At 51.7% G+C, this 19,793-nt stretch carries 21 protein-coding genes; 3 read left to right on the top strand and 18 right to left on the bottom strand.

Annotation, left to right across the window (positions count from 1 at the left end; all coding sequences use genetic code 11):
- Positions 1-185: 185 nt before the first annotated feature.
- The gene (locus tag ACTHRY_RS08695; RefSeq protein ID WP_049322325.1) at positions 186-998 is read right to left on the bottom strand and encodes a cytochrome C assembly family protein; all 813 of its coding nucleotides are present in this window, start codon (positions 996-998) and stop codon (positions 186-188) included.
- 179 nt (positions 999-1,177) lie between these two features.
- Between ACTHRY_RS08695 and ffh the strand changes: the two genes are divergently transcribed.
- Entirely contained in the window at positions 1,178-2,548 is a 1,371-nt protein-coding gene (gene ffh / locus ACTHRY_RS08690; protein ID WP_049322324.1) for a signal recognition particle protein, read from the top strand.
- Positions 2,549-2,716: 168 nt separating this feature from the next.
- Here ffh and ACTHRY_RS08685 read toward each other — a convergent pair whose 3' ends face one another.
- From ACTHRY_RS08685 to ACTHRY_RS08625, 13 genes are all read right to left on the bottom strand, one after another.
- Positions 2,717-3,412, bottom strand: coding sequence for a thiol:disulfide interchange protein DsbA/DsbL (locus tag ACTHRY_RS08685; protein WP_049322323.1), 696 nt, complete (start codon positions 3,410-3,412; stop codon positions 2,717-2,719).
- A gap of 169 nt (positions 3,413-3,581) precedes the next feature.
- Positions 3,582-5,693, bottom strand: a complete 2,112-nt coding sequence (locus tag ACTHRY_RS08680) for a TonB-dependent receptor (RefSeq protein ID WP_049322322.1) — start codon at positions 5,691-5,693, stop codon at positions 3,582-3,584.
- A 159-nt stretch (positions 5,694-5,852) separates the two neighbouring features.
- Positions 5,853-6,386, bottom strand: a complete 534-nt coding sequence (locus ACTHRY_RS08675; protein WP_049322321.1) for an alpha/beta hydrolase — start codon at positions 6,384-6,386, stop codon at positions 5,853-5,855.
- 10 nt (positions 6,387-6,396) lie between these two features.
- Positions 6,397-6,741: a hypothetical protein gene (locus ACTHRY_RS08670; RefSeq protein ID WP_003749424.1), complete on the bottom strand. Its 345-nt coding sequence runs from the start codon at positions 6,739-6,741 to the stop codon at positions 6,397-6,399.
- Complete coding sequence (locus ACTHRY_RS08665) at positions 6,728-7,507, bottom strand: exodeoxyribonuclease III (protein WP_049322320.1); 780 nt, start codon at positions 7,505-7,507, stop codon at positions 6,728-6,730. The genes ACTHRY_RS08670 and ACTHRY_RS08665 overlap by 14 nt, the downstream gene beginning before the upstream one ends.
- Before the next feature lie 46 nt (positions 7,508-7,553).
- Positions 7,554-8,867, bottom strand: a complete 1,314-nt coding sequence (gene argA / locus ACTHRY_RS08660) for an amino-acid N-acetyltransferase (protein ID WP_049322319.1) — start codon at positions 8,865-8,867, stop codon at positions 7,554-7,556.
- Positions 8,864-9,259 (bottom strand): MJ0042-type zinc finger domain-containing protein, encoded by a 396-nt coding sequence (locus ACTHRY_RS08655; protein ID WP_039862294.1) that lies wholly within the window; start codon positions 9,257-9,259, stop codon positions 8,864-8,866. Before ACTHRY_RS08655 ends, argA begins: the two co-directional genes overlap by 4 nt.
- A gap of 99 nt (positions 9,260-9,358) precedes the next feature.
- A complete protein-coding gene (gene pyrE / locus ACTHRY_RS08650) occupies positions 9,359-10,000 on the bottom strand; it encodes an orotate phosphoribosyltransferase (protein WP_003682682.1) in 642 nt (213 codons plus the stop codon).
- Positions 10,001-10,170: 170 nt separating this feature from the next.
- Complete coding sequence (gene rlmH, locus ACTHRY_RS08645) at positions 10,171-10,641, bottom strand: 23S rRNA (pseudouridine(1915)-N(3))-methyltransferase RlmH (RefSeq protein ID WP_049322318.1); 471 nt, start codon at positions 10,639-10,641, stop codon at positions 10,171-10,173.
- A 161-nt stretch (positions 10,642-10,802) separates the two neighbouring features.
- The gene (gene pyrH / locus ACTHRY_RS08640) at positions 10,803-11,522 is read right to left on the bottom strand and encodes a UMP kinase (protein WP_003708812.1); all 720 of its coding nucleotides are present in this window, start codon (positions 11,520-11,522) and stop codon (positions 10,803-10,805) included.
- Positions 11,523-11,742: 220 nt separating this feature from the next.
- Positions 11,743-12,597 carry a translation elongation factor Ts gene (tsf, locus tag ACTHRY_RS08635; RefSeq protein WP_440374193.1) on the bottom strand — a complete coding sequence of 285 codons (855 nt, stop codon included), beginning with the start codon at positions 12,595-12,597 and terminating at the stop codon, positions 11,743-11,745.
- A gap of 124 nt (positions 12,598-12,721) precedes the next feature.
- Entirely contained in the window at positions 12,722-13,450 is a 729-nt protein-coding gene (gene rpsB / locus ACTHRY_RS08630) for a 30S ribosomal protein S2 (protein ID WP_002258397.1), read from the bottom strand.
- Between the two features lie 178 nt (positions 13,451-13,628).
- Positions 13,629-13,871, bottom strand: a complete 243-nt coding sequence (locus tag ACTHRY_RS08625; RefSeq protein WP_049322317.1) for a hypothetical protein — start codon at positions 13,869-13,871, stop codon at positions 13,629-13,631.
- 78 nt (positions 13,872-13,949) lie between these two features.
- Between ACTHRY_RS08625 and ACTHRY_RS08620 the strand changes: the two genes are divergently transcribed.
- Together ACTHRY_RS08620 and ACTHRY_RS08615 are read left to right on the top strand one after the other, a co-directional pair.
- Positions 13,950-14,540, top strand: coding sequence for a 5-formyltetrahydrofolate cyclo-ligase (locus ACTHRY_RS08620; RefSeq protein ID WP_049322316.1), 591 nt, complete (start codon positions 13,950-13,952; stop codon positions 14,538-14,540).
- Positions 14,541-14,635: 95 nt separating this feature from the next.
- Positions 14,636-15,223: a GNAT family N-acetyltransferase gene (locus ACTHRY_RS08615; RefSeq protein ID WP_049322315.1), complete on the top strand. Its 588-nt coding sequence runs from the start codon at positions 14,636-14,638 to the stop codon at positions 15,221-15,223.
- A 157-nt stretch (positions 15,224-15,380) separates the two neighbouring features.
- Here ACTHRY_RS08615 and ACTHRY_RS08610 read toward each other — a convergent pair whose 3' ends face one another.
- From ACTHRY_RS08610 to amgK, 4 genes are all read right to left on the bottom strand, one after another.
- Positions 15,381-15,788, bottom strand: coding sequence for a hypothetical protein (locus ACTHRY_RS08610; RefSeq protein ID WP_440374192.1), 408 nt, complete (start codon positions 15,786-15,788; stop codon positions 15,381-15,383).
- A gap of 49 nt (positions 15,789-15,837) precedes the next feature.
- Entirely contained in the window at positions 15,838-16,653 is an 816-nt protein-coding gene (locus ACTHRY_RS08605; RefSeq protein ID WP_049322327.1) for a tetratricopeptide repeat protein, read from the bottom strand.
- Positions 16,654-16,793: 140 nt separating this feature from the next.
- Positions 16,794-18,689: a tRNA uridine-5-carboxymethylaminomethyl(34) synthesis enzyme MnmG gene (mnmG, locus tag ACTHRY_RS08600; protein WP_440374191.1), complete on the bottom strand. Its 1,896-nt coding sequence runs from the start codon at positions 18,687-18,689 to the stop codon at positions 16,794-16,796.
- Positions 18,690-18,773: 84 nt separating this feature from the next.
- Entirely contained in the window at positions 18,774-19,778 is a 1,005-nt protein-coding gene (amgK, locus tag ACTHRY_RS08595) for an N-acetylmuramate/N-acetylglucosamine kinase AmgK (RefSeq protein WP_049359348.1), read from the bottom strand.
- Positions 19,779-19,793 lie beyond the last annotated feature (15 nt).

Raw genomic sequence — 19,793 nt, 5'->3', positions numbered from 1 at the left:
CGAAACCAGTCAACACCTTTCGCAAAATTATTTTCTGAAATTTAATCACTCCCCTGTTTTAACAGGGTTTTTATTTTTCTAAAAACACCTCAAATCTTCCCTATTCGCTTCCAAAATCCAACCCAGTTCAATACTAAGGCCGTCTGAAAATCATATTTCAGACGGCCTTTTTGTATGGTTTCTATTTATCCAATACGATGCAGGATAATTTCTAAGACAAATTTACTGCCTATATAGGCAAAAATCAGACTGACAAATCCGACAATGGTCCAAACTGCGGCTTTTTTACCTCGCCATGCGGTCATGCTGTGTTTCAACAATAATGCGCCATAAATCAGCCACGACATAATACTGAAGATGGTTTTATGCGTGAAGGTCATGGGTTTGCCGAAAACGGCTTCTGCAAAAAACGTACCGCTGATAACGGAATAGGTCAATAAAATGAAACCTGCCCAAATACCTTGGAACATGAGTTTCTCCAAACTCAATAAAGGCGGCAAAAAGCTGACTAATGCGGAAAAACGGCGTTTGTGCAAATTACGGTTGATTAAAAGGATAAGGATAGCAAATAAGGTAACGATGCCAAACAATCCGTATGCGAGCAATGATGATGCAATGTGCGACAGCGGCAATAAGTCTACGATTTGACGGCCTGTGAAATCTCCCGGGAAAAGGAAACCCAGCAATAAGGTCAATGCGGCACAGGGATACAATAAGAGTTGCACACCGCGCAGACAATAAAAGAAGCTGCCCAAGCAGTACATCATCAGCATCAGCCAGACTATCAGGCTGAGCGAATAACCGAAACCGGTAATCAATACCCTATCCTGCAATACTGGAAACATCAATGCTGCGCCATGTACCAATAATGCGCCACTCAAAATCAGCAGCTCGGTTTTCAGCGGGTAAGATTTATTATTGTGCTTTTTATGTTGCAACCAGGAAAATACGCCCAATCCGGCATACACCAGCATCAGGCAGATTAAGACTATCGGCATAAATATCTTTCTCAATAGATACTATGAACACTTGACGTACGGCCGGCAGGGTTTCAGACGGCCTGTGCTTGTTTGTGTTCTTGAAGCATAACTTCGGACTATCGTGTAAAATAATCCCAATTTTATTTTAACAAAGAATGCCCTGTATTGGGCAGCTATTCTCATTATCAAGGATAAGTATGTTAGACAACCTGACCAACCGCTTCAGCAAGGTACTTAAAAATATTCGCGGCCAATCAACGCTGACCGAAGACAATATTAAAGAAGCCTTGCGCGAGGTTCGTCTTGCCCTGCTGGAAGCCGACGTTGCATTGCCCGTCGTTAAAGAATTCGTCAACACAGTCAAAGAACAGGCCCTCGGTCAAGAAGTCGTCGGCAGCCTGACGCCTGACCAAGCCTTTATCGGCGTGGTTAAACAAGCCTTGATCGAACTGATGGGCAAGGAAAACAAAACGCTGGATTTGTCGGTTTCACCGCCTGCCATCGTTTTGATGGCCGGTTTGCAGGGTGCCGGTAAGACAACAACCGTCGGCAAACTCGCCCGCCTGCTGAAAAACGATCAGAAGAAAAAAGTTTTGGTGGTATCCGCCGACGTTTACCGCCCTGCCGCGATTGAACAGCTGCGTCTGTTGGCCGAACAGGTCGGTGTGGACTTTTTCCCGTCCGATACCAACCAAAAACCGGTTGAGATTGCGACTGCCGCCGTTGATTACGCCAAAAAACATTTTTACGATGTATTGATGGTCGATACCGCCGGCCGTTTGGCAATCGATGAAGAGATGATGAACGAAATCAAAGCGCTTCATGCTGCGGTCAACCCGGTTGAAACTTTGTTCGTCATCGATGCCATGCTGGGTCAGGATGCGGTGAACACTGCTCAGGCATTTAATGAAGCCCTACCGCTGACCGGCGTCGTATTGACCAAGATGGACGGCGATTCTCGCGGCGGTGCAGCATTGTCCGTACGCCATGTAACCGGCAAACCGATTAAATTTATCGGTGTCGGCGAGAAAATCAACGGCCTCGAACCTTTCCACCCCGACCGTCTTGCCAGCCGTATCCTCGGCATGGGCGACGTATTGACCCTGATTGAAGACGTTCAAAAAGGTATTGATGAAGAAGCCGCTGCCAAAATGGCGAAAAAGCTGCAAAAAGGCAAAGGCTTCGACCTCAACGACTTTAAAGAACAAATCCAGCAGATGCGCAATATGGGCGGCTTGGAAAACCTGATGTCGAAAATGCCGGGCGAACTGGGTCAAATATCGAAACAAATCCCCGAAGGCACAGCCGAAAAAGCGATGGGCAAAGTGGAAGCCATCATTAACTCGATGACCCCTAAAGAACGCGCCAACCCCGCCCTGCTCAAAGCCAGCCGCAAACGCCGTATTGCAATGGGTGCGGGTACGACCGTGCAGGAAGTGAACAAATTGCTCAAACAGTTTGAACAAATGCAACAAATGATGAAAATGTTCAGCGGCAACGGCTTGGGCAAACTGATGCGCTTGGCCAAAGGCATGAAGGGAATGAAAGGCATGTTCCCGGGTTTGTAAGCTAATTTGACAGAAAACGCCGTCTGAAAAGTTTCAGACGGCGTTTTGGTTTTGTATTCAGATTTAAAACCAGAAGGCTTTAAGCAACCATCTATTCTATAAATCCTAAATATAAAAGGCCGTCTGAAATCCTATTTTCAGACGGCCTTTACTTATTCAGCCTTCAACTTATTGCGGTTTTTTCTGCTCTTCGCGTACTTTGTCCACCAGTTGGTCAATCGTGGTCATGCCGGACTGCCAGTCTTTAAATTCGACTTGGTATTTGCCGCCGACGATCACGGTCGGTGTGCCGCTGATTTGGAATTTATTGGTCAATTCTTCCATTTGAGCCGCACGCGCTTGGCTTTCAGGCGCTTCAAATGCAGCCAATACTTTTTTGCCGTCAAACGCGGTTTGCTCGGACAACCATTTTTTCAGGGTATCGGTATCGGCCAAGTTGATTTTTTGGTTAACCATCGCATCGAAAATATGGCTGTTGGCTTTATCTGACTCACCGGCCATTTCCACTGCGGCCGCCAAACGTGCCAAAGGTTTCATTTCATCACCCCACACAACATGCTCCCGGCGCATATAGGTATCATCTTTAAACGTTTTGATGTGCTCGCTCAAAACCGGCTCCAAATGGGCGCAATGCGGGCAGAAGTAGCCGAAGAATTCCAATACTTCGATTTTGCCGGCCTGCTGTTGCGGAATCGGGTTGGATAAGACGGTGTAATTGACACCTTCGGTCAATGTGGCAGGGGCTGCCGGGGCGGATGTGCTGCTTTGGGCGCTGTCTGCCGGAACACTGGTTTCCGCCTGTTTGCCGCAAGCGGCCAATGCCAACAGGGTCAATGAAGTCAAGGCTAAGGTTTTCAGTTTCATAGGTATCTCTTTACATTCAAATTAATGGGCGGATTTTATGGCATTTTGTTGGAGGTGTGTTCGATTTGAGTGAAAAAATGTGTTTAGTTTTATTTCAACCTTTATAAAGGCCGTCTGAAATATGGCTTAGATCATAGCCTTATTTTCAGACGGCCTTTGCCTGATTTCATCAGAAACGGTAATTTACCCGGGCGGTATAGCCGCGCGGATTACCCGGCATGGCGTCCGAACGCCAATATTTTTGATTGAGCAGATTGGCTGCGGCAAAGGTAACGTTGACGTTTTTATGGTTCCAGCCGAGCATGGCATCAACTCGGGCAAAGCCGGGAAGCGTGGTGACTTCTTTGTTTCTTGAATCGTAGCCGTAGCGTTTGCCCGTACCGGTTACGCCGATTTCGCCGTAGAGGTTTTCGGTCGGCGTGTAACGGAAGAACAGGTTGCCGGTAACGTTGCTGGTGTTGTCCAAATGGATGCCCACTCGGTCGGGATTTTCCTTGTCTTCAACCACTTTTGCCTGCATCACGCCCAACGATCCGCGCAGATAGAGTTTTTTGGGGATGATTTGTCCGATGGCGGACAGTTCCAAGCCGCGCGAACGGTGTTTGCCGCCGACAGCCCAAGTGTAGGGATCATTTTGCGCGTCGGGACGGTAGCGGATATTGAAGCGTTCGATTTGGTAGGCGGACAATGTAGTGCTGAGGCGGTCGTCCAGCCAACTGCTTTTCACGCCGGTTTCGTATTGGCGGGTGTACTCGGGATCGGCGTTGAACACGGCGGAAGACGAAGTGTCGATGCTCAAATAGCCACTGCGTCCACCATAAGGTGCAAAGCCTTTGTTATATGAGGCGTAGAGCGTGTGGGCAGGCGTTACGTTCCACACTGCGCCGATATTGGGGCTGAACGAATGGCCGCTGTATTGGCGGCTGCTGCCGGTGAGTTTGTTTTCGGAATTAAAGGTGTACTTATCGTAACGGCCGCCGAGGACGAATTTGAGGTCGGGCGTGGCGGAGAAGATATTTTGCACGAAGATGCCGTAGGAGTCGGCTTTGTGGCGGTTTTGGGTGAGGACGGGTTGCAGCCTGCCCGAAGCCGGCCAGCTTGCGCGGTCGTAGGGGTCGATGGAGGCGGAGAAGGAGCGGCTGTAACCCAATGTCGGGTTGCGGTGTTCGCGGCTGTAATCCAAGCCTACGGTCAGGTGGTTTTCAAAACGCCCGATGTTGTAGTCGCCGTTGAGTGTGAAGTTGGACGACAGGGTTTTGTTGTCGGTCTGCTGCCAAGCGTAGTTGCGCTTGATTAGGCTGCCGTTTTCGCTGCCTGCATAGAAATGGTCGAAATCCTGCGCCGCCGTGCGGTGGGCGAGCTGCCATTGGGCGCGCCATTTGTCATTGAAGGCGTATTCAAGGTCGGAACGCCAGACTTGCAGCTTGTCTTTGACAAAATCGTTCGGGTGGGCGAAACCCATGCGGTAAGGCAGTCCGAAGCGGTCGTACACGGACTTGGTCGGACTGCGGTCAGGCGTGCGCTCCACATTGTCGTAGGTGTATTGCCCCGTCCACTTCAAGCCGTTGTCGAGTTTGACGGTAATACTGGGCGAAACCATGACGTTTTTGCTGTCTATGCCGCTGCGGAACGAATTGGCGCGCCCGACTTCGCCGGTGAGGCGGATGGCGACGTTTTTGTTCAGCACTTCGTTGATGTCCATATTCAGGCTGCGGTTTGCCCACGAGCCGTAAACCGCACCGATGTTGCGGCTTTGTTTAAAGTTGGCATATTTGCTGACCATATTGATGACGCCGCCGCCGTTGGTGCGGCCGTAAAGCACGGAAGACGGGCCTTTCAGGATTTCCACGCGCTCGATGTTGGCGGTGCTGCGGCGGACCTGCCCGCTTTCGCGCACGCCGTCGCGGTAAATATCGGATGCGTCGGCTTGAAAACCGCGCAGGAAAATGCTTTCGCCGCGCATATCGTAGGCAGCGTCAATGCCGGCGTTGCCTTCGAGGATGGAACTCAAATCGTTCGTGCCGTAGTTTTTGTTTTTCTGGATGTTGAGCGTATCGACGGTTTGCGGCGTTTCTTTGATGAGCTGTCCGTTGCGGGTAACGGCGGCTTCGTCATAGTTGATGTAGCCTTTGAGTACGCTGGTGTCGGACTGCCCAACCACGGTAACAGTGGGCAGGGTGGCGGTGTAATGTTCACCATTATCCTGCGTATCGGCGGCGGCAGCAGGGAAGGAAGCGATAATCAGCGTGGGTAATAAAGCCAAATGAAATGGTATTTGCATTTTTATACTCAATTTAACAAAACAACCGAATTATATTGCCTCATAAAGAAATGAGAATAGTTTCTTTTAATTATATTTAACATGATATTTGTAAACAAAGGCCGTCTGAAACACATATCGGTTTCAGACGGCCTTTGTTTATTAATAGACATTTCTAAACTACTTACTCAACAGCATTTCCTGCATCAGCTTCATGCCCCATTGCCAGCCGCCGAGTGCGCCGTTTAACTGGCCGGAATGCGGCGATTGAAGCAGGCGCGCCTGCCAGCGTTCGGCCTGTTCTTGCGCCCAATCGCATGGCGTGCCGTTTGTTTCGGCGATGACCAACGCCGTACGACAAGGGCAGCGGACGCGTTGGAACGTATGGATTTCGTCTTCGGGAAAAGCCTCGGGACGCGGCGAGACCAAAATAATATTGGTCAGGCGTTTTTGCGTCAGGATGTCGGCTTGGTACAGCCATGCCAAAAATGCAGACACACCAACACCATGAGCCACGACGGCAATATTTCTACTGACGATATGCTCAAAGGCCGTCTGAATGGCGTGTTGCCATTCTAAAATGGTTTGCCGCCCATCGGCTTCGGCGGTTTGAACAATCGGATAGCTGACCGCCCAGCGGTCTATCCACATTTCCGCTTCATCCGCATCGCGTATCAGAAACAAAGCCATTTCTTCGAGTTCGAAGCTCTGCATTTCAGACGGCCTATTTGAGTAAGTCGTTGAGTGTAAATGCGATCAACAAGGCGGCTGGCACGCTGAGAATGGCACAAGTCGCCAGACAAAGTACGATGTTGGCAATCAGCCGCCAGCCCTTCCAAGCAAAGCACTTGGCCGCAATCAGCAGGCAAGGCAATGAAAACAGCAGCCACACCAACGCCCAAGTCGGATTGGCCTTGGTCGGCGCAACCCAGCCGGACATCCGCGCCAGCATAAATATTGCCCACACCAGCATGGGCAGCACAAATGCCGCCACAACCCAAACCGCACCTACGCCGGTTTTACTGTTTATATTCCAGTCGTACTTACCAAAAAACTTATTCGGCAACATAGTCATACTCCACAACTAAAGGGGCGTGATCTGAGAATTTTTCATCTTTATAAACATGTGCGGAAACAGCTTTGGCGGCCAGCTCCGGCGTAACCATCTGATAATCGATACGCCACCCGACATCTTTCGCATACGCTTGTCCGCGGTTGCTCCACCATGTATAGCCCGGCACATCGGGATAAAGTGTGCGCCACATATCCGTCCAACCGAGTTTGTGGATGACCTTGCCTATCCATTCGCGCTCTTCAGGCAGGAAGCCCGAATTTTTCTGATTGCCCTTCCAGTTTTTCAAGTCGATGTTTTGGTGGGCAATATTCCAGTCGCCGCAGACAACGATGTCGCGTCCTTCGTTTTTCATGGCTTCGAGCATGGGATAGAACGCATCCAAAAAGCGGTATTTCACTTGTTGGCGCTCTTCCGCGCTGCTGCCGCTGGGCAGATACAGCGAAATTACCGACAACTTGCCGAAATCGCAACGGACAAAACGGCCTTCCTTGTCAAATTCTTCAATGCCCATGCCGATTTGCACATTGTCGGGTTTGCGTTTGCTGTACACCGCCACGCCACTGTAACCGCGCTTTTCGGCGCAATGCCAGTAGCCGTGCATACCGTGCGGATTTTTCATATCGTCCGACAGATCGGCTTCTTGAGCTTTCAGTTCCTGCACGCAGACAATGTCCGCGCCCGATGCGGCGATGTATTCGTAAAAACCTTTTTTATAGGCGGAGCGGATGCCGTTGACGTTGGCAGAGATGATTTTCAACATAAGATTTGAGTGATGTTTAAAAACGGATAATATAGGATTGAAGTTTTCAGACGGCCTGCAAGTCATAAACAAATACTTTGGAATTGCGGCCGTTGGCATTGTATTCCTGCCGGCGTTCGGCAGGCAGATCATCGGCCGAGGCCGTCTGAAAGCCCCGTTCGACAAACCATTCACCCGTGTGCGTGGATAAGGCGAAAAGCGTTTTGATATTTAAGGCGCGCGCTTTTTGGAATAAATGTTCCAACAGCAATTCGCCGTAGCCGCCGTCACGCGCTTCGGGCGACACCACCAGGCAGGCCAATTCGCCGCAGTCCGGCTCGGCAAAGGTTTTCAACGCCACGCAGCCGTAAATGTTTTGATCGTGTTCCAATACGGAAAAACTGGAAATATGGTTTTCCAAATACTCGCGGCTGCGGTGTAACAAGATGCCTTGTTCCGCCAGCGGACGGATTAAGGCGATGATGTGCGGAATGTCGTCGCTGCGTGCCTGACGGATGGAAACAAACGGCTCACGGGCAATAGATGTACCACTGCCCTCGCGGGTAAACAGCTCGCGCAACAGGCTGCCGTCTTCACGGCCGTTGAGAATCTGCACCCGCGATACGCCGTTTTCCAACGCGCCTACCGCCGCATGCAGCAAATCGGCCGGCACATCGTGATTGTCGTGTATCAGCTCCTGCACTTCGCCGACAGACAAAGTATTGGCCAACGAGCCGTCAGCACGACGAATACCGGCTTCTTCGGTCAAGAAAACCAGTTTCTCCGCCTGCAAAGCCATGGCCACTTCCTGAGCGGTTTCGCACATGCTCAGATTGAAGGTTTTGCCGCTGTACGAATGTCCCAAAGGGCTGATAAGCACCACCGCGCCGCTATCCAAGCGCAAACGGATTTCTTCCGCGTCAATTTTGCGGACGGTACCGGTATAGCCCATGTCCACGCCGTCGATAACGCCCAACGGACGGGCGGTAATAAAGTTGCCGCACGCAATAACCGGCGGTTTGCTCCGTTGCTGTGCGGATACGCTGCTGAACAAGGCGGCTTCGACATCGCTGCGGATAATTCCCGCCACCTGCTTCACTTCCATCAGGGTTGCTTCATCGGTAATCCGTCGGCTGCCGCTGTATTTCGGAACAAAATTCCGACCCGAAGCCAATTTGTCGAGCAAATGCCGCGAACCGTGCACCAAGACCAAACGCAAGCCCAAGCTGGCCAACAGATTCAAATCTGCGGCCAAACGGATCAGGGTTTCGCCTTCCAACAGGCTGTCGGTCACGCCGACCACCATGGTTTTGCCGCGCAAATATTGAATATAGGGCGCGGCTTCGCGAAAGCTGGCAACAAAATGGGCGATGTTACTCATAGCAGGGCAAGATAAAAGAGTTGCATAATCAAAACCGTCAGCGCAATCAACGATGCCAACGTCCAGTTGAAACCGTCCTTGCGCGTTTTGACCGCCGCCTGCTCTTCCGCCTTGGGCTCTTCCTTGAGCGCGCTATTGAGCAAATCGGAAATTTCTTTGCGCGAGAGTTTGGAATGCTTGAGGATTTGCGCGCCGATGTTATGCACGAGGCGCACATCCGTTACCGCTACAGGCAGATGAGCCGGATCGGCCGGCAGGTTGCCCGACAGATAATCCTTGGCCTTAAACATCCCCGAACAACGCGTGCAGACCACAAAACCCTGCGCCACGTTCAACTGGGCATCTTTCACCCAATGCGGCGTTTTACAATGAGGACAAGAACAAGCAGGCATGAGTATTTTCCGTAAGTGTATTGAATCAAAAATATATTTTAGCCAATGTTTCAGGCCGTCTGAAAACTGTTTCAGACGACCTGAGCATGATGTTATGGTTTAAACCGCGCCGTAACGTTCGCGATAGGCTTTGACCGGCTCAAAGAAGCCGCCAAATTCGGCATTGTTTTGCAAGAGCGTGAACAAGTCGTTCAGGTTGGCAATCGAAACCACCGGCAGGCCGTATTGTTTTTCCACTTCCTGCACCGCCGACAATTCGCCCGTGCCTTTTTCCATGCGGTCGAGCGCAATGGCCACTGCGGCAGGCGTTGCGCCTTCGGCCTCAATCAGTTTGACCGACTCGCGCACGGATGTACCGGCGGAAATCACATCATCGATAATCAGCACGCGGCCTTTCAAAGGCGCACCCACCAACACACCGCCCTCGCCGTGGTCTTTGGCTTCTTTGCGGTTGTAGGCAAACGGTACGTTTACGCCTTTCTCCGCCAACATCATCGCTGTTGCCGCCGCCAAAATAATGCCTTTATAGGCTGGGCCGAACAGCATATCGAACTTCACGCCGCTGGCAATAATGGCCTCGGCGTAAAACTTCGCCAGCTGCAAAGTCGATGCGCCGTCATTGAACAAACCGGCATTGAAAAAATAAGGCGACTGACGGCCGGCCTTGGTCGTAAATTCGCCAAATTTCAACACGTTTTGTGCCAAAGCGAATTTGAGGAAGTCTTGACGGAAATCGGACATTTGGGTTCTCCCGAAAGATGTTGATTTATCAAAGAAACGATTATAAAGGATTCATGCGGAAAAATCAGGCCGTCTGAAAAACGGGTTCGCCCCGCTTTTAACCGACTTGCCCTATTCCTTTTCAAACCGACAAGGCGGCATTACCGTCTTATCCCGGTAATCAAAACGGATTATTCCCGATGATAAGGATGGTTGTGCAAAATCGAAACGGCACGATAAAGCTGCTCGGTCAGCAAAACGCGCACCATGCCATGCGGCAGGGTCAGGCTGGAAAGGCGCATCATCATGTTTGCCTGCTGTTTCAAACGGTCGGTCATGCCGTCTGCGCCGCCAATAATAAAGCAAACGTGTTCGCCGTTTTGCTGCCAACTTTTCAAATGTTGCGCCAATTCGACCGAAGTCGGCGCTTTGCCGCGTTCGTCCAATACCACCCAAAATGCGCCCTGCGGTATGGCTTCCAGCAGGCGTTTTTCTTCAGCCGCCATGCCCTGAGCCGCATTCACACCCGCGCCGCGTTTTTCCGGCTTGATTTCTTTCAACGCATAATTGACATCGCGCCCGAAGCGTTTGGCGTACTCGCCGACGGCTTCATCGACCCAACGCGGCATTTTCGTGCCGACAGCCAAGACGGTGATATTCATGGGGTATCCTTTGTTATCGAATTGTCGGTTGGACATTATGGTCAAGCAAGTTCTCAACCTTTTCAAACCATGAGCCAATGCCCACACAACCGACTGAAAATAAAAGGCCGTCTGAAAGCCGAATGTATCCCGTTCGGCTGTTTCAGACGGCCTTTCAATGATTAGCAGTGAACCAGCGTACCTTCGTTTTCGCCGGTTACCACGCGTTTGAGCGAGCCTTCTTTAGCAATGCCGAAGACCACGATATTGAGTTTGCGTTCGCGGCAGAGGGCGAAGGCGGTGGCATCCATCACTTTGAGGTTTTTCAACAAGGCTTCGTCAAAAGTAATGGTTTCGTAGCGTGTTGCTGATGGATCTTTTTTCGGGTCTGCGGTGTACACGCCGTCGACGTTGGTGGCTTTGAGCATCACGTCGCAGTTCATTTCCGCACCGCGCAATGCGGCGGCAGTGTCGGTTGTGAAGAACGGATTACCGGTACCGGCAGCGAAAATCACGACTTTGCCTTCTTCCAAATATTGAATGGCTTTAGGACGGGCGTAAGTTTCAGCGATTTGCTGCATAGACAGTGCGGATTGTACGCGCGCTTTGATGCCCAAGGTTTCAAATGCGTCTTTGAGTGCCAAGGCGTTCATCACAGTTGCCATCATGCCCATGTAGTCGGCAGTGGCGCGGTCCATGCTGCCTGCTTGTGCAGATACGCCGCGGAAAATGTTACCGCCGCCGACAACGATACCGACTTGCACGCCCATTCTCACGATTTCGGCAATTTCGCCGACAGTTTGAACGATGGTATCGTGATTGATGCCGAATGGATCAGAGCCCATCAGGGATTCGCCGGAGAGTTTCAGTAATACGCGTTTGTATTTGATTTGCTGTGTCATGGGATACCTTGCTTTCTTGAATGTCGTCGGTCGGGGGGCGGGCCGTCTGAATTTTCAAACGGTCGGAATATTAATGATAGGGTGTGTCGGTTTATTATTGTTTTGGTTTTCAGACGGCCTGAATATTCGGCCGTCTTAAATTAGGTACCGTAAACGGTTTTCTCAAAAAAAAGCACCCTGATTCGTTTGGAATCCAGGTGCTTTCTTTTTCATAAATGCCTTACACTTTAGCAGCGGCAGCAACTTCAGCCGCGTAGTCAACAACGGCTTTCTCGATACCGTCGCCTACTTTATAGCGTACAAAGCTGATCACTTCAGTGCCGTTTTCTTTAGCGAATTGGGCAACAGTTTGGTCAGGGTTCATCACGAATGCTTGGCCGTTCAGAGTGATTTCAGCCAAGAATTTGCGGATACGGCCTTCAACCATTTTAGCGGCGATTTCGGCAGGTTTGCCGGAAGCAATGGCTTGCTCGGTGTAGATGTGGCGTTCTTTTTCGATGGTTTCGGCATCCACTTCGGCTTCAGATACGCATTGAGGTTTGGCGGCAACGATGTGCATACCGATTTTGCGTGCTACGTCTTCAGAGCCTTTGTACTCAACCAATACGCCTTCGGTAGCCAAAGCACCGTGGATGTAGGCAACCAGTTGGTTGGCAGTGTCGATCACTTGGAAGCGGCGAACAGACATGTTTTCGCCCAATTTCGCGATGATGGCTTTACGTTCTGCTTCAACCAGTTCGCTCAGTTCTTCAACGGTAGCCGGTTTTTTCTCGGCAGCAGTTTTCGCAACGAAGCTGGCAAATTCTACGAAGCCCGCGTCTTTGGCAACGAAGTCGGTTTCGCAGTTTACTTCAACCAATGCGCCGACATTGCCGTTGATCGCATAAGCCAATACGCCTTCGGCAGCAGTACGGCCGGCCAGTTTACCAGCTTTCGCACCGGATTTAATACGCAGGATTTCTTCGGCTTTGTCGAAGTTGCCTTCGGCTTCAACCAAGGCTTTTTTGCATTCCATCATGCCCAAGCCGGTAGCGGCGCGCAGGTCGGCAACCATTTTTGCAGTAATTTCTGCCATTTTGAATCTCCTAGATTTTTGGGAACACGGCCATTTGCCGTGTTTGGAAATAGTGGCCGTCTGAAACGGATTTCAGAACGGGATTTGAGAAAAGGGGCATAACGCCCCTCTTCTGTGTACCGAATTACTCGGCAGCAGCTTCTTGGGCAGCAGCTACAGTTTCTTGCAGCGCTTGGTTTTTGCCTTCCAAAACTGCGTCGGCGATGCCGCGGCAGTACAGGCGGATGGCTTTGGCGGAGTCATCGTTACCAGGGATAACGTATTTCACGCCATCAGGGCTGTTGTTGGTATCGACTACGGCGATAACAGGGATGCCCAGTTTTTCAGCCTCAACCAGAGTACCTTTTTGGTAGCCGGTATCGATAACGAAAATCGCGTCAGGCAGGCCTTTCATGTTTTTGATACCGCCCAAAGAACGTTCCAGTTTTTCAACGTCGCGTTGCATTTCCAGAATTTCTTTTTTGTTGAAACCGCCTTCAGCAGCGTTTTCCAGGGCGGCAGTTTTTTCTTCCAGGCGTTTGATGGATTGCTTAACGGTTTTGTAGTTGGTCAGCATACCGCCCAACCAACGGTGATCAACGAAAGGCATACCGGCACGGGTAGCTTCTTCGCGGATGATGTCGCGGGCTTGGCGTTTGGTACCTACGAACAATACTGTACCTTTGTTGGCAACCAGACGGCGTACGGCTTCTTGCGCCTCTTGGAACATCGGCAGGGTTTTTTCCAAGTTTACGATATGGATTTTGTTGCGCGCACCGAAAATGTATTGAGCCATTTTCGGGTTCCAGAAACGGGTTTGGTGACCGAAGTGAACACCGGCTTCAATCATCTGACGCATAGTAATTTGAGACATGTTATTTCCTTGAAAGGGTTAAAGAGCACACATTCAATCGCATAGAACTTGATAGGCGGCGCCTATTGTCAAGCACCCTTCGGCGAAAGTGGGCATAAGTTTTAAAAAAATAAAAGCGTGTTTCCGAAATGGAAAACTGACGGATTATAGCGGATAAGAGGCCGTCTGAAAAGGGATTTTATACCTTCCCGTCCTGTTTTTCATCCGCCTGTACCGCCTTTGGGCGGGCCACCTCAAACTCCGCCTGCTCCTGCCGTTTCATCAGGCGGTTGCGGCGGCGGATGGTCACGACAAAGACCGTAAACACAGTGGGCAACACTGCCCAAAAAACCAAATAAATCAACGCGCGCGCAATACTCGGCTGCGCGGCGGAAAACATCACGGCAACAAAAAGATAGCCGATGGCGACAATGTGCCACATCGTGTGCGTCCTGTTTGAATGTTAACAAAATCGTTATAATCGCAACATTCTACCGCAATCCCGAAAGGCCGTCTGAAAATGAGGAATCCCGAAAAATCGGCACTACGCAAACAGTTCCGCCGCGCACGCGCCCAAATGAGCGCCGACGAGCGGAACGCCGCCACCGAAACCATCAACCGCCTGCTCAAGCCCTACATCAAAAAAGGACGGAAAATCGGCGTGTATTGGCCGATGGGCAAGGAATTGCGATTGGACGGCTTTGTCCGTGCCGCACAAAAGCGCGGCGCAAAACTCTACCTACCCTATATCGAACCGAACACGCGGCGGATGTGGTTCACCCCCTACCCTGCCGACGGCGCCAAACAAGAACGCAAACGCGGCCGCGCCAAATTGCACGTCCCCCAATTCACCGGCAAAAAAATCCGCGTCCACCAACTCGGCCTGCTGCTGGTCCCCATCGTCGGCATCGACAAACGCGGCTACCGCCTCGGACAGGCCGGTGGCTATTACGACGCCACCCTCTCCGCCACGAAATACCGCCTGCAAACCCAAACCCTAGGCGTAGGCTTCGGCTGCCAACTGACCGACACCCTACCGACCGAACCCCACGACCTGCCGCTGGACGGGTTTGTATCGGAGTCGGGCGTGCTGATGTTCAAACATCATTAATCAATAGCTTTCAGAAGACCTCAGAGATGCCGTCCGTTAAGACACTATAAAAGGTCGTCTGAAAACTCAAACTATCAAATACAAAGGAAACCTCCATGACTGATTTCTCATCCACTCCCGTTTTATCCTTCGACCGCGTCCGTCTCGAACCTTTAACAACGGCACACGAAGCCAGTTTGCGCGAAGCAGTTTGCGACGGCGAAGTTTGGAAGCTGAACGTAACCACCGCGCCCGAACCCCACCAAGTAGCTGACTATATCCGCACCGCCATACAAACCCGCCTCGCCTTTGCCGTCATCGACGAAGACACGGGAAAAATTGTTGGCTCGACTTCGCTTTACCACATCGACCCCGCCATCCCACGCCTCTACATCGGTTTCACATGGTATGCCCTGTCGGCACAGCGCACGCGCATCAATACTGCCTGCAAAATCATGTTGCTCGACTACGTTTTCGACACTTTAAACTGCCGTTGCGTCTGCTGGCAGACCGACAACCTCAACACCGCCTCCCAACGTGCCATCGAACGCTTGGGCGCACACCAAGACGGCATCTTGCGCTGCCACAAGCTGCGGAAAGACGGCAGCGTGCGCGATACGGTTGAATACAGCCTGCTGCGTGAGGAATGGCCGCAGGCAAGGGTAAAACTGCTCGAAAAAGCGGCAGCTTATGACGCGTCCTGAAAAAACGTTTTCTTCTTCATTTTTTCATCAGAATACGCCCATCTTGCTGACAATCCGAACTCTTTAAAAAATTAATGAAATAAGGTGCAACACCATCAATCCCCTGATAAATAAAGGCCGTCTGAAAGTTTCAGACGGCCTTTATTCGGATTAAACCTCACTTGGCATCTTTAAACCCGCGTTTCAAATGCACCATCAGCAATGCGACGGCGGCAGGGGTTACGCCGGAAATGCGGCTGGCTTGACCGACGATTTCGGGTTTGTGCTGGTTGAGCTTTTGCTGCACTTCTGCCGACAAACCTTTGACTTTGCTGTAATCGATATCCTCGGGCAGCTTTAAGGTTTCGATATCGCGGCGGCTGTCGATTTCTTCGTTTTGGCGGTCGATATAGCCTTGGTATTTGACTTGGATTTCGACTTGCTCAATCACGTTTTCAGGCAGCCTGCACTGGCCGAATGTCAAACGGACTAAGGCGGTTGAAGAAGCCCTCAACCGCTGGACGAGAAAAGCATTGGATGATGAGATGTCGGGTGATTTGTTTTTAGTGGCGCTCGCCAATAGCATTTAAGCATTGCGCTTGAATTGCGAATACAAGGGCATCACAAATCGTTCATCAATAACCTTTCTGATTTAAATAGCGGTATTGGTTGCAGCCTTCTTGAACTCCACCATCACATGCTTTGCCGAACCATTCCTTGCTAAGATTAAAGTCTTGGCGCACGCCTTGTCCGTTGTAGTACATCAGACCCAAATTATATTGGGCTTCAGCATGTCCCTGTTCCGTCGCTTTGCGATACCATCCGAGTGCTTCGGCATGGTCTTGGCGCACACCTTGTCCGTTGTGATACATCCCACCCAAATGATATTGGGCTTCGGCATACCCCTGTTCCGCTGCTTTACGATACCATCTGACTGCTTCGGCATAGTCTTGGCGCACACCGCGTCCGTTTTCATACAGCAAACCTAGATTATATTGAGTTACGGCATTTCCCTGTTCCGCCGCTTTGCGATACCATCTGACCGCTTCGGCATCATCTTGGCGTACACCAAGTCCATTGCCATACATTGCCCCCAGATTAATTTGGGCTTCAGCATGTCCCTGCTCCGCCGCTTGGCGAAACCATCTGAGCGCTTCGGCATAGTCTTGGTGCACGCCAGATCCGGTGTAATACATCATACCCAGATTATTCTGGGCTGCGGCAACCCTTTGTTCTGCCGCTTGGCGAAACCATCTGAGCGCTTCGGCATAGTCATGGTGCACGCCAGATCCAGTGTAATACATCATACCCAGATTATATTGTGCTTCGGCAACCCCCTGTTCCGCCAACTGCAGGGTTTGCCGGAAATCCGATGCGTCATCCGCCCACACTGCCTGATTCAAACCCAAAGCCAGCAATGCGGCTGCCAGTAATTTTGTAGAATGTTTCATTTTGATTTTCCTATAGTTTTAAAAACGTTCATGTATGGGCGCGTGGTATGTGCTCGAAATCTTCATACCGTCTGAAAAACGGATTTCATTCCTCTTGTTTCATGACGGCTATTTGTGTGCAGCCTGCACTTTCAAGCAGCCTACTTCGCCCCCTTAAACCCACGTTTCAAATGCACCATCAGCAACGCCACCGCCGCAGGGGTTACGCCGGAAATTCGGCTTGCCTGTCCAACGGTTTCGGGTTTGTGCTGGTTGAGCTTTTGCTGCACTTCGGCGGATAAACCTTTGACTTTGCTGTAATCGATGTCGTCGGGCAGCTTTAAGGTTTCGATGTCGCGGCGGCTGTCGATTTCTTCGTTTTGGCGGTCGATATAGCCTTGGTATTTGACTTGGATTTCGACTTGTTCGACCACGCTGTCGGCAAGTGCGGTTTCAGGTTGTGCGTCGGGCAGGGTCATCAGCGCGGCGTAGTCGAGGTTCGGGCGGCGCAGGAGGTCGTGCAGGTTGGCTTCGCGGCTGAGTTTTTGGCCGAATACGCGCAGCTGCTCTTCTTCGGCGAGTTTTTGCGGCGTATACCACGTTGTTTTCAAACGTTGGATTTCGCGTTCGATGGCTTCGCGTTTTTCGTTGAACATGCGCCATTGTTCTTCACCCACCAAGCCGATTTTGTAGCCGTCTTCGGTCAGACGCATGTCGGCGTTGTCTTCCCTGAGTTGCAGGCGGTATTCGGCGCGGCTGGTGAACATGCGGTAGGGTTCGTTCACGCCTTTGGTGATGAGGTCGTCCACCAATACGCCGAGATAGGCTTGTTCGCGGCGCAGCAGGAGCGGGGCTTGTTCGCGGACGTATTGCACGGCGTTTGCGCCTGCAAGCAGGCCTTGTGCGGCGGCTTCTTCGTAGCCGGTCGTGCCGTTGATTTGTCCGGCGAAAAAGAGGCCTTGGATGGTTTTGGTTTCGAGGCTGGCTTTGAGGTTGCGCGGGTCGAAGTAGTCGTATTCGATGGCGTAGCCGGGGCGCAGGATATGGGCGTTTTCAAGGCCCTTCATGCTGCGCACGAGTTGGATTTGAATGTCGAACGGCAGGCTGGTGGAGATACCGTTTGGATAGTATTCGTGTGTGGTCAGGCCTTCGGGTTCGAGGAAAATCTGGTGGCTGTCTTTGTCGGCGAAGCGGTTGATTTTGTCTTCGATAGACGGGCAATAACGCGGACCGACGCCTTCGATTTTGCCGGTAAACATCGGGCTGCGGTCGAAGCCTGAGCGGATGATGTCGTGGGTTTGCGTGTTGGTATGTGTAATCCAGCAGGACACTTGGCGCGGGTGCATATCGGCGTTGCCGCGTACGGACATTACGGGAACGGGGGTATCGCCGGGCTGTTCGGTGAGCTGGGAGAAATCAATCGTGCGCCCATCGATGCGCGGCGGCGTGCCGGTTTTCAGACGGCCTTGAGGCAGGTTCAATTCGCGCAAACGGCCGCCTAATGATTTGGCGGCAGGGTCGCCGGCGCGGCCGCCTTCGTAGTTTTCCAAACCGATGTGGATTTTGCCGGACAAAAACGTGCCTGCGGTCAACACGACGGCGCGTGCTTTAAACTCCACGCCCATCGCGGTAACCACGCCGCTGATGCGTTCGCCGTCGAGCGTTACGTCTTCGACGGCTTGTTGGAAAAGGTCGAGGTTTTCTTGGTTTTCCAGCATTTCGCGGATAGCGGCTTTATATAGGATACGGTCTGCCTGCGCGCGCGTGGCTCGCACTGCCGCGCCTTTGCTGGCGTTCAGACGGCGGAACTGGATGCCGGATTTGTCGGTGGCCAATGCCATCGCGCCGCCGAGTGCGTCGAGTTCGCGCACGAGGTGGCCTTTGCCGATACCGCCGATGGAAGGGTTGCACGACATTTGGCCGAGGGTTTCGATGTTGTGTGAGAGCAGCAGGGTTTGCGCACCCATGCGTGCGGCGGCAAGCGCGGCTTCGGTACCGGCATGGCCGCCGCCGACGACAATCACGTCGTAGGTTTTGGGGTAAATCATGTAAGTCATGTTTATGTGTTCTGTAAAGGTTTCAGACGGCCTTTTGTTGATCAGGCCGTCTGAAAAGTGGAATCAAATCTTAAAAAACCAAGCTTAGAAGGTATAGCCTGTTTCCAATTCGTCATCGCCGACCAATTCGACCAGCAACGCATACAGCGGCGCCAAATCGTTGTAACGGCGGGATACGCGGCGCAAATAGTTCAAGAAGCGCGGGATCTCAGGACGATATTTGTCTTTGCCGTCGCGGTAGTACAGGCGGGCAAAAATACCGGCCACTTTCAAATGGCGTTGTACGCCCATCCATTCAAACCAACGGTAGAACTCGTCAAACTCGGCAGGCACGGGCAACTCGGCAGCGCGTGCTTTTTCCCAGTAGCGGATGACCAAGTCCAATACAAATTCTTCTTCCCATTCGATAAATGCATCGCGTAGCAGCGACACCAAATCATAGGAAATCGGGCCGTAAAGCGCGTCTTGGAAGTCCAACACGCCCGGGCGGCCTTTTGCCAGCATCAGGTTGCGGACGATAAAGTCGCGGTGGACATACACTTTGGGTTGCGCCAACAGGGGCGGCAACAGCGTATCGGCAGTTTGCTGCCACAACTGGCGTTGCTTGAAGGTCAGCTCGCGGCCCAATTCTTTGGCCACAAACCATTCGGGGAACAAATTAATCTCGCGCAGCATGACTTCGCGGTCGTATTCCGGCAGTTTGCCGGGTTGGCTGGCTTTTTGCAGCTCGATCAGTTCGTCGATGGCTTCGAGCAGCAGGGCTTTGTGGGCGGTTTCACTGTTTTCCTGATTCATGGCGGTCAGGAATGTGGTGTTGCCCAAATCGTTCAACACCATAAAGCCCAACGCTTCATCCACATGAAGCACTTGCGGCACATTGACCATATTAAACAGTTTTTGTACTTTCAAATACGGCGCAACACTCATCTTCTCAGGAGGCGCGTCCATACAGATGACGGTTTGGCCGTCTGAAAACGTCGCGCGGAAATAACGGCGGAAGTCGGCATCGGCTGCCGCAAAGCTCAATTCGAACGGCTGGTTCGGGTAAACAGACTCCAGCCAGTTTTGTAATTCGGTTTGTCGTTGCATAGCGGTATCGCAGAA

Origin of the sequence: Neisseria sp. P0004.S004 (genome assembly GCF_051963335.1) — a bacterium.
Lineage (GTDB): Bacteria > Pseudomonadota > Gammaproteobacteria > Burkholderiales > Neisseriaceae > Neisseria.
This window is presented reverse-complemented; position numbering and strand designations above follow the sequence as displayed.

What these genes read in the sequence shown, in the direction of transcription:
- ACTHRY_RS08655 (WP_039862294.1), bottom strand. Translation starts at nt 9,259, where the DNA reads ATGCCTGCTTGTTCTTGTCCTCATTGTAAAACGCCGCATTGGGTGAAA.
- ACTHRY_RS08665 (WP_049322320.1), bottom strand. Translation starts at nt 7,507, where the DNA reads ATGTTGAAAATCATCTCTGCCAACGTCAACGGCATCCGCTCCGCCTAT.
- ACTHRY_RS08620 (WP_049322316.1), top strand. Translation starts at nt 13,950, where the DNA reads ATGAGGAATCCCGAAAAATCGGCACTACGCAAACAGTTCCGCCGCGCA.
- ACTHRY_RS08610 (WP_440374192.1), bottom strand. Translation starts at nt 15,788, where the DNA reads ATGCTATTGGCGAGCGCCACTAAAAACAAATCACCCGACATCTCATCA.
- ACTHRY_RS08680 (WP_049322322.1), bottom strand. Translation starts at nt 5,693, where the DNA reads ATGCAAATACCATTTCATTTGGCTTTATTACCCACGCTGATTATCGCT.
- ACTHRY_RS08695 (WP_049322325.1), bottom strand. Translation starts at nt 998, where the DNA reads ATGCCGATAGTCTTAATCTGCCTGATGCTGGTGTATGCCGGATTGGGC.
- amgK (WP_049359348.1), bottom strand. Translation starts at nt 19,778, where the DNA reads ATGCAACGACAAACCGAATTACAAAACTGGCTGGAGTCTGTTTACCCG.
- argA (WP_049322319.1), bottom strand. Translation starts at nt 8,867, where the DNA reads ATGAGTAACATCGCCCATTTTGTTGCCAGCTTTCGCGAAGCCGCGCCC.
- mnmG (WP_440374191.1), bottom strand. Translation starts at nt 18,689, where the DNA reads ATGACTTACATGATTTACCCCAAAACCTACGACGTGATTGTCGTCGGC.
- ACTHRY_RS08625 (WP_049322317.1), bottom strand. Translation starts at nt 13,871, where the DNA reads ATGTGGCACATTGTCGCCATCGGCTATCTTTTTGTTGCCGTGATGTTT.
- pyrH (WP_003708812.1), bottom strand. Translation starts at nt 11,522, where the DNA reads ATGACACAGCAAATCAAATACAAACGCGTATTACTGAAACTCTCCGGC.
- ACTHRY_RS08685 (WP_049322323.1), bottom strand. Translation starts at nt 3,412, where the DNA reads ATGAAACTGAAAACCTTAGCCTTGACTTCATTGACCCTGTTGGCATTG.
- ffh (WP_049322324.1), top strand. Translation starts at nt 1,178, where the DNA reads ATGTTAGACAACCTGACCAACCGCTTCAGCAAGGTACTTAAAAATATT.
- tsf (WP_440374193.1), bottom strand. Translation starts at nt 12,597, where the DNA reads ATGGCAGAAATTACTGCAAAAATGGTTGCCGACCTGCGCGCCGCTACC.
- rlmH (WP_049322318.1), bottom strand. Translation starts at nt 10,641, where the DNA reads ATGAATATCACCGTCTTGGCTGTCGGCACGAAAATGCCGCGTTGGGTC.
- ACTHRY_RS08670 (WP_003749424.1), bottom strand. Translation starts at nt 6,741, where the DNA reads ATGTTGCCGAATAAGTTTTTTGGTAAGTACGACTGGAATATAAACAGT.
- ACTHRY_RS08675 (WP_049322321.1), bottom strand. Translation starts at nt 6,386, where the DNA reads ATGCAGAGCTTCGAACTCGAAGAAATGGCTTTGTTTCTGATACGCGAT.
- ACTHRY_RS08605 (WP_049322327.1), bottom strand. Translation starts at nt 16,653, where the DNA reads ATGAAACATTCTACAAAATTACTGGCAGCCGCATTGCTGGCTTTGGGT.
- pyrE (WP_003682682.1), bottom strand. Translation starts at nt 10,000, where the DNA reads ATGTCCGATTTCCGTCAAGACTTCCTCAAATTCGCTTTGGCACAAAAC.
- ACTHRY_RS08615 (WP_049322315.1), top strand. Translation starts at nt 14,636, where the DNA reads ATGACTGATTTCTCATCCACTCCCGTTTTATCCTTCGACCGCGTCCGT.
- rpsB (WP_002258397.1), bottom strand. Translation starts at nt 13,450, where the DNA reads ATGTCTCAAATTACTATGCGTCAGATGATTGAAGCCGGTGTTCACTTC.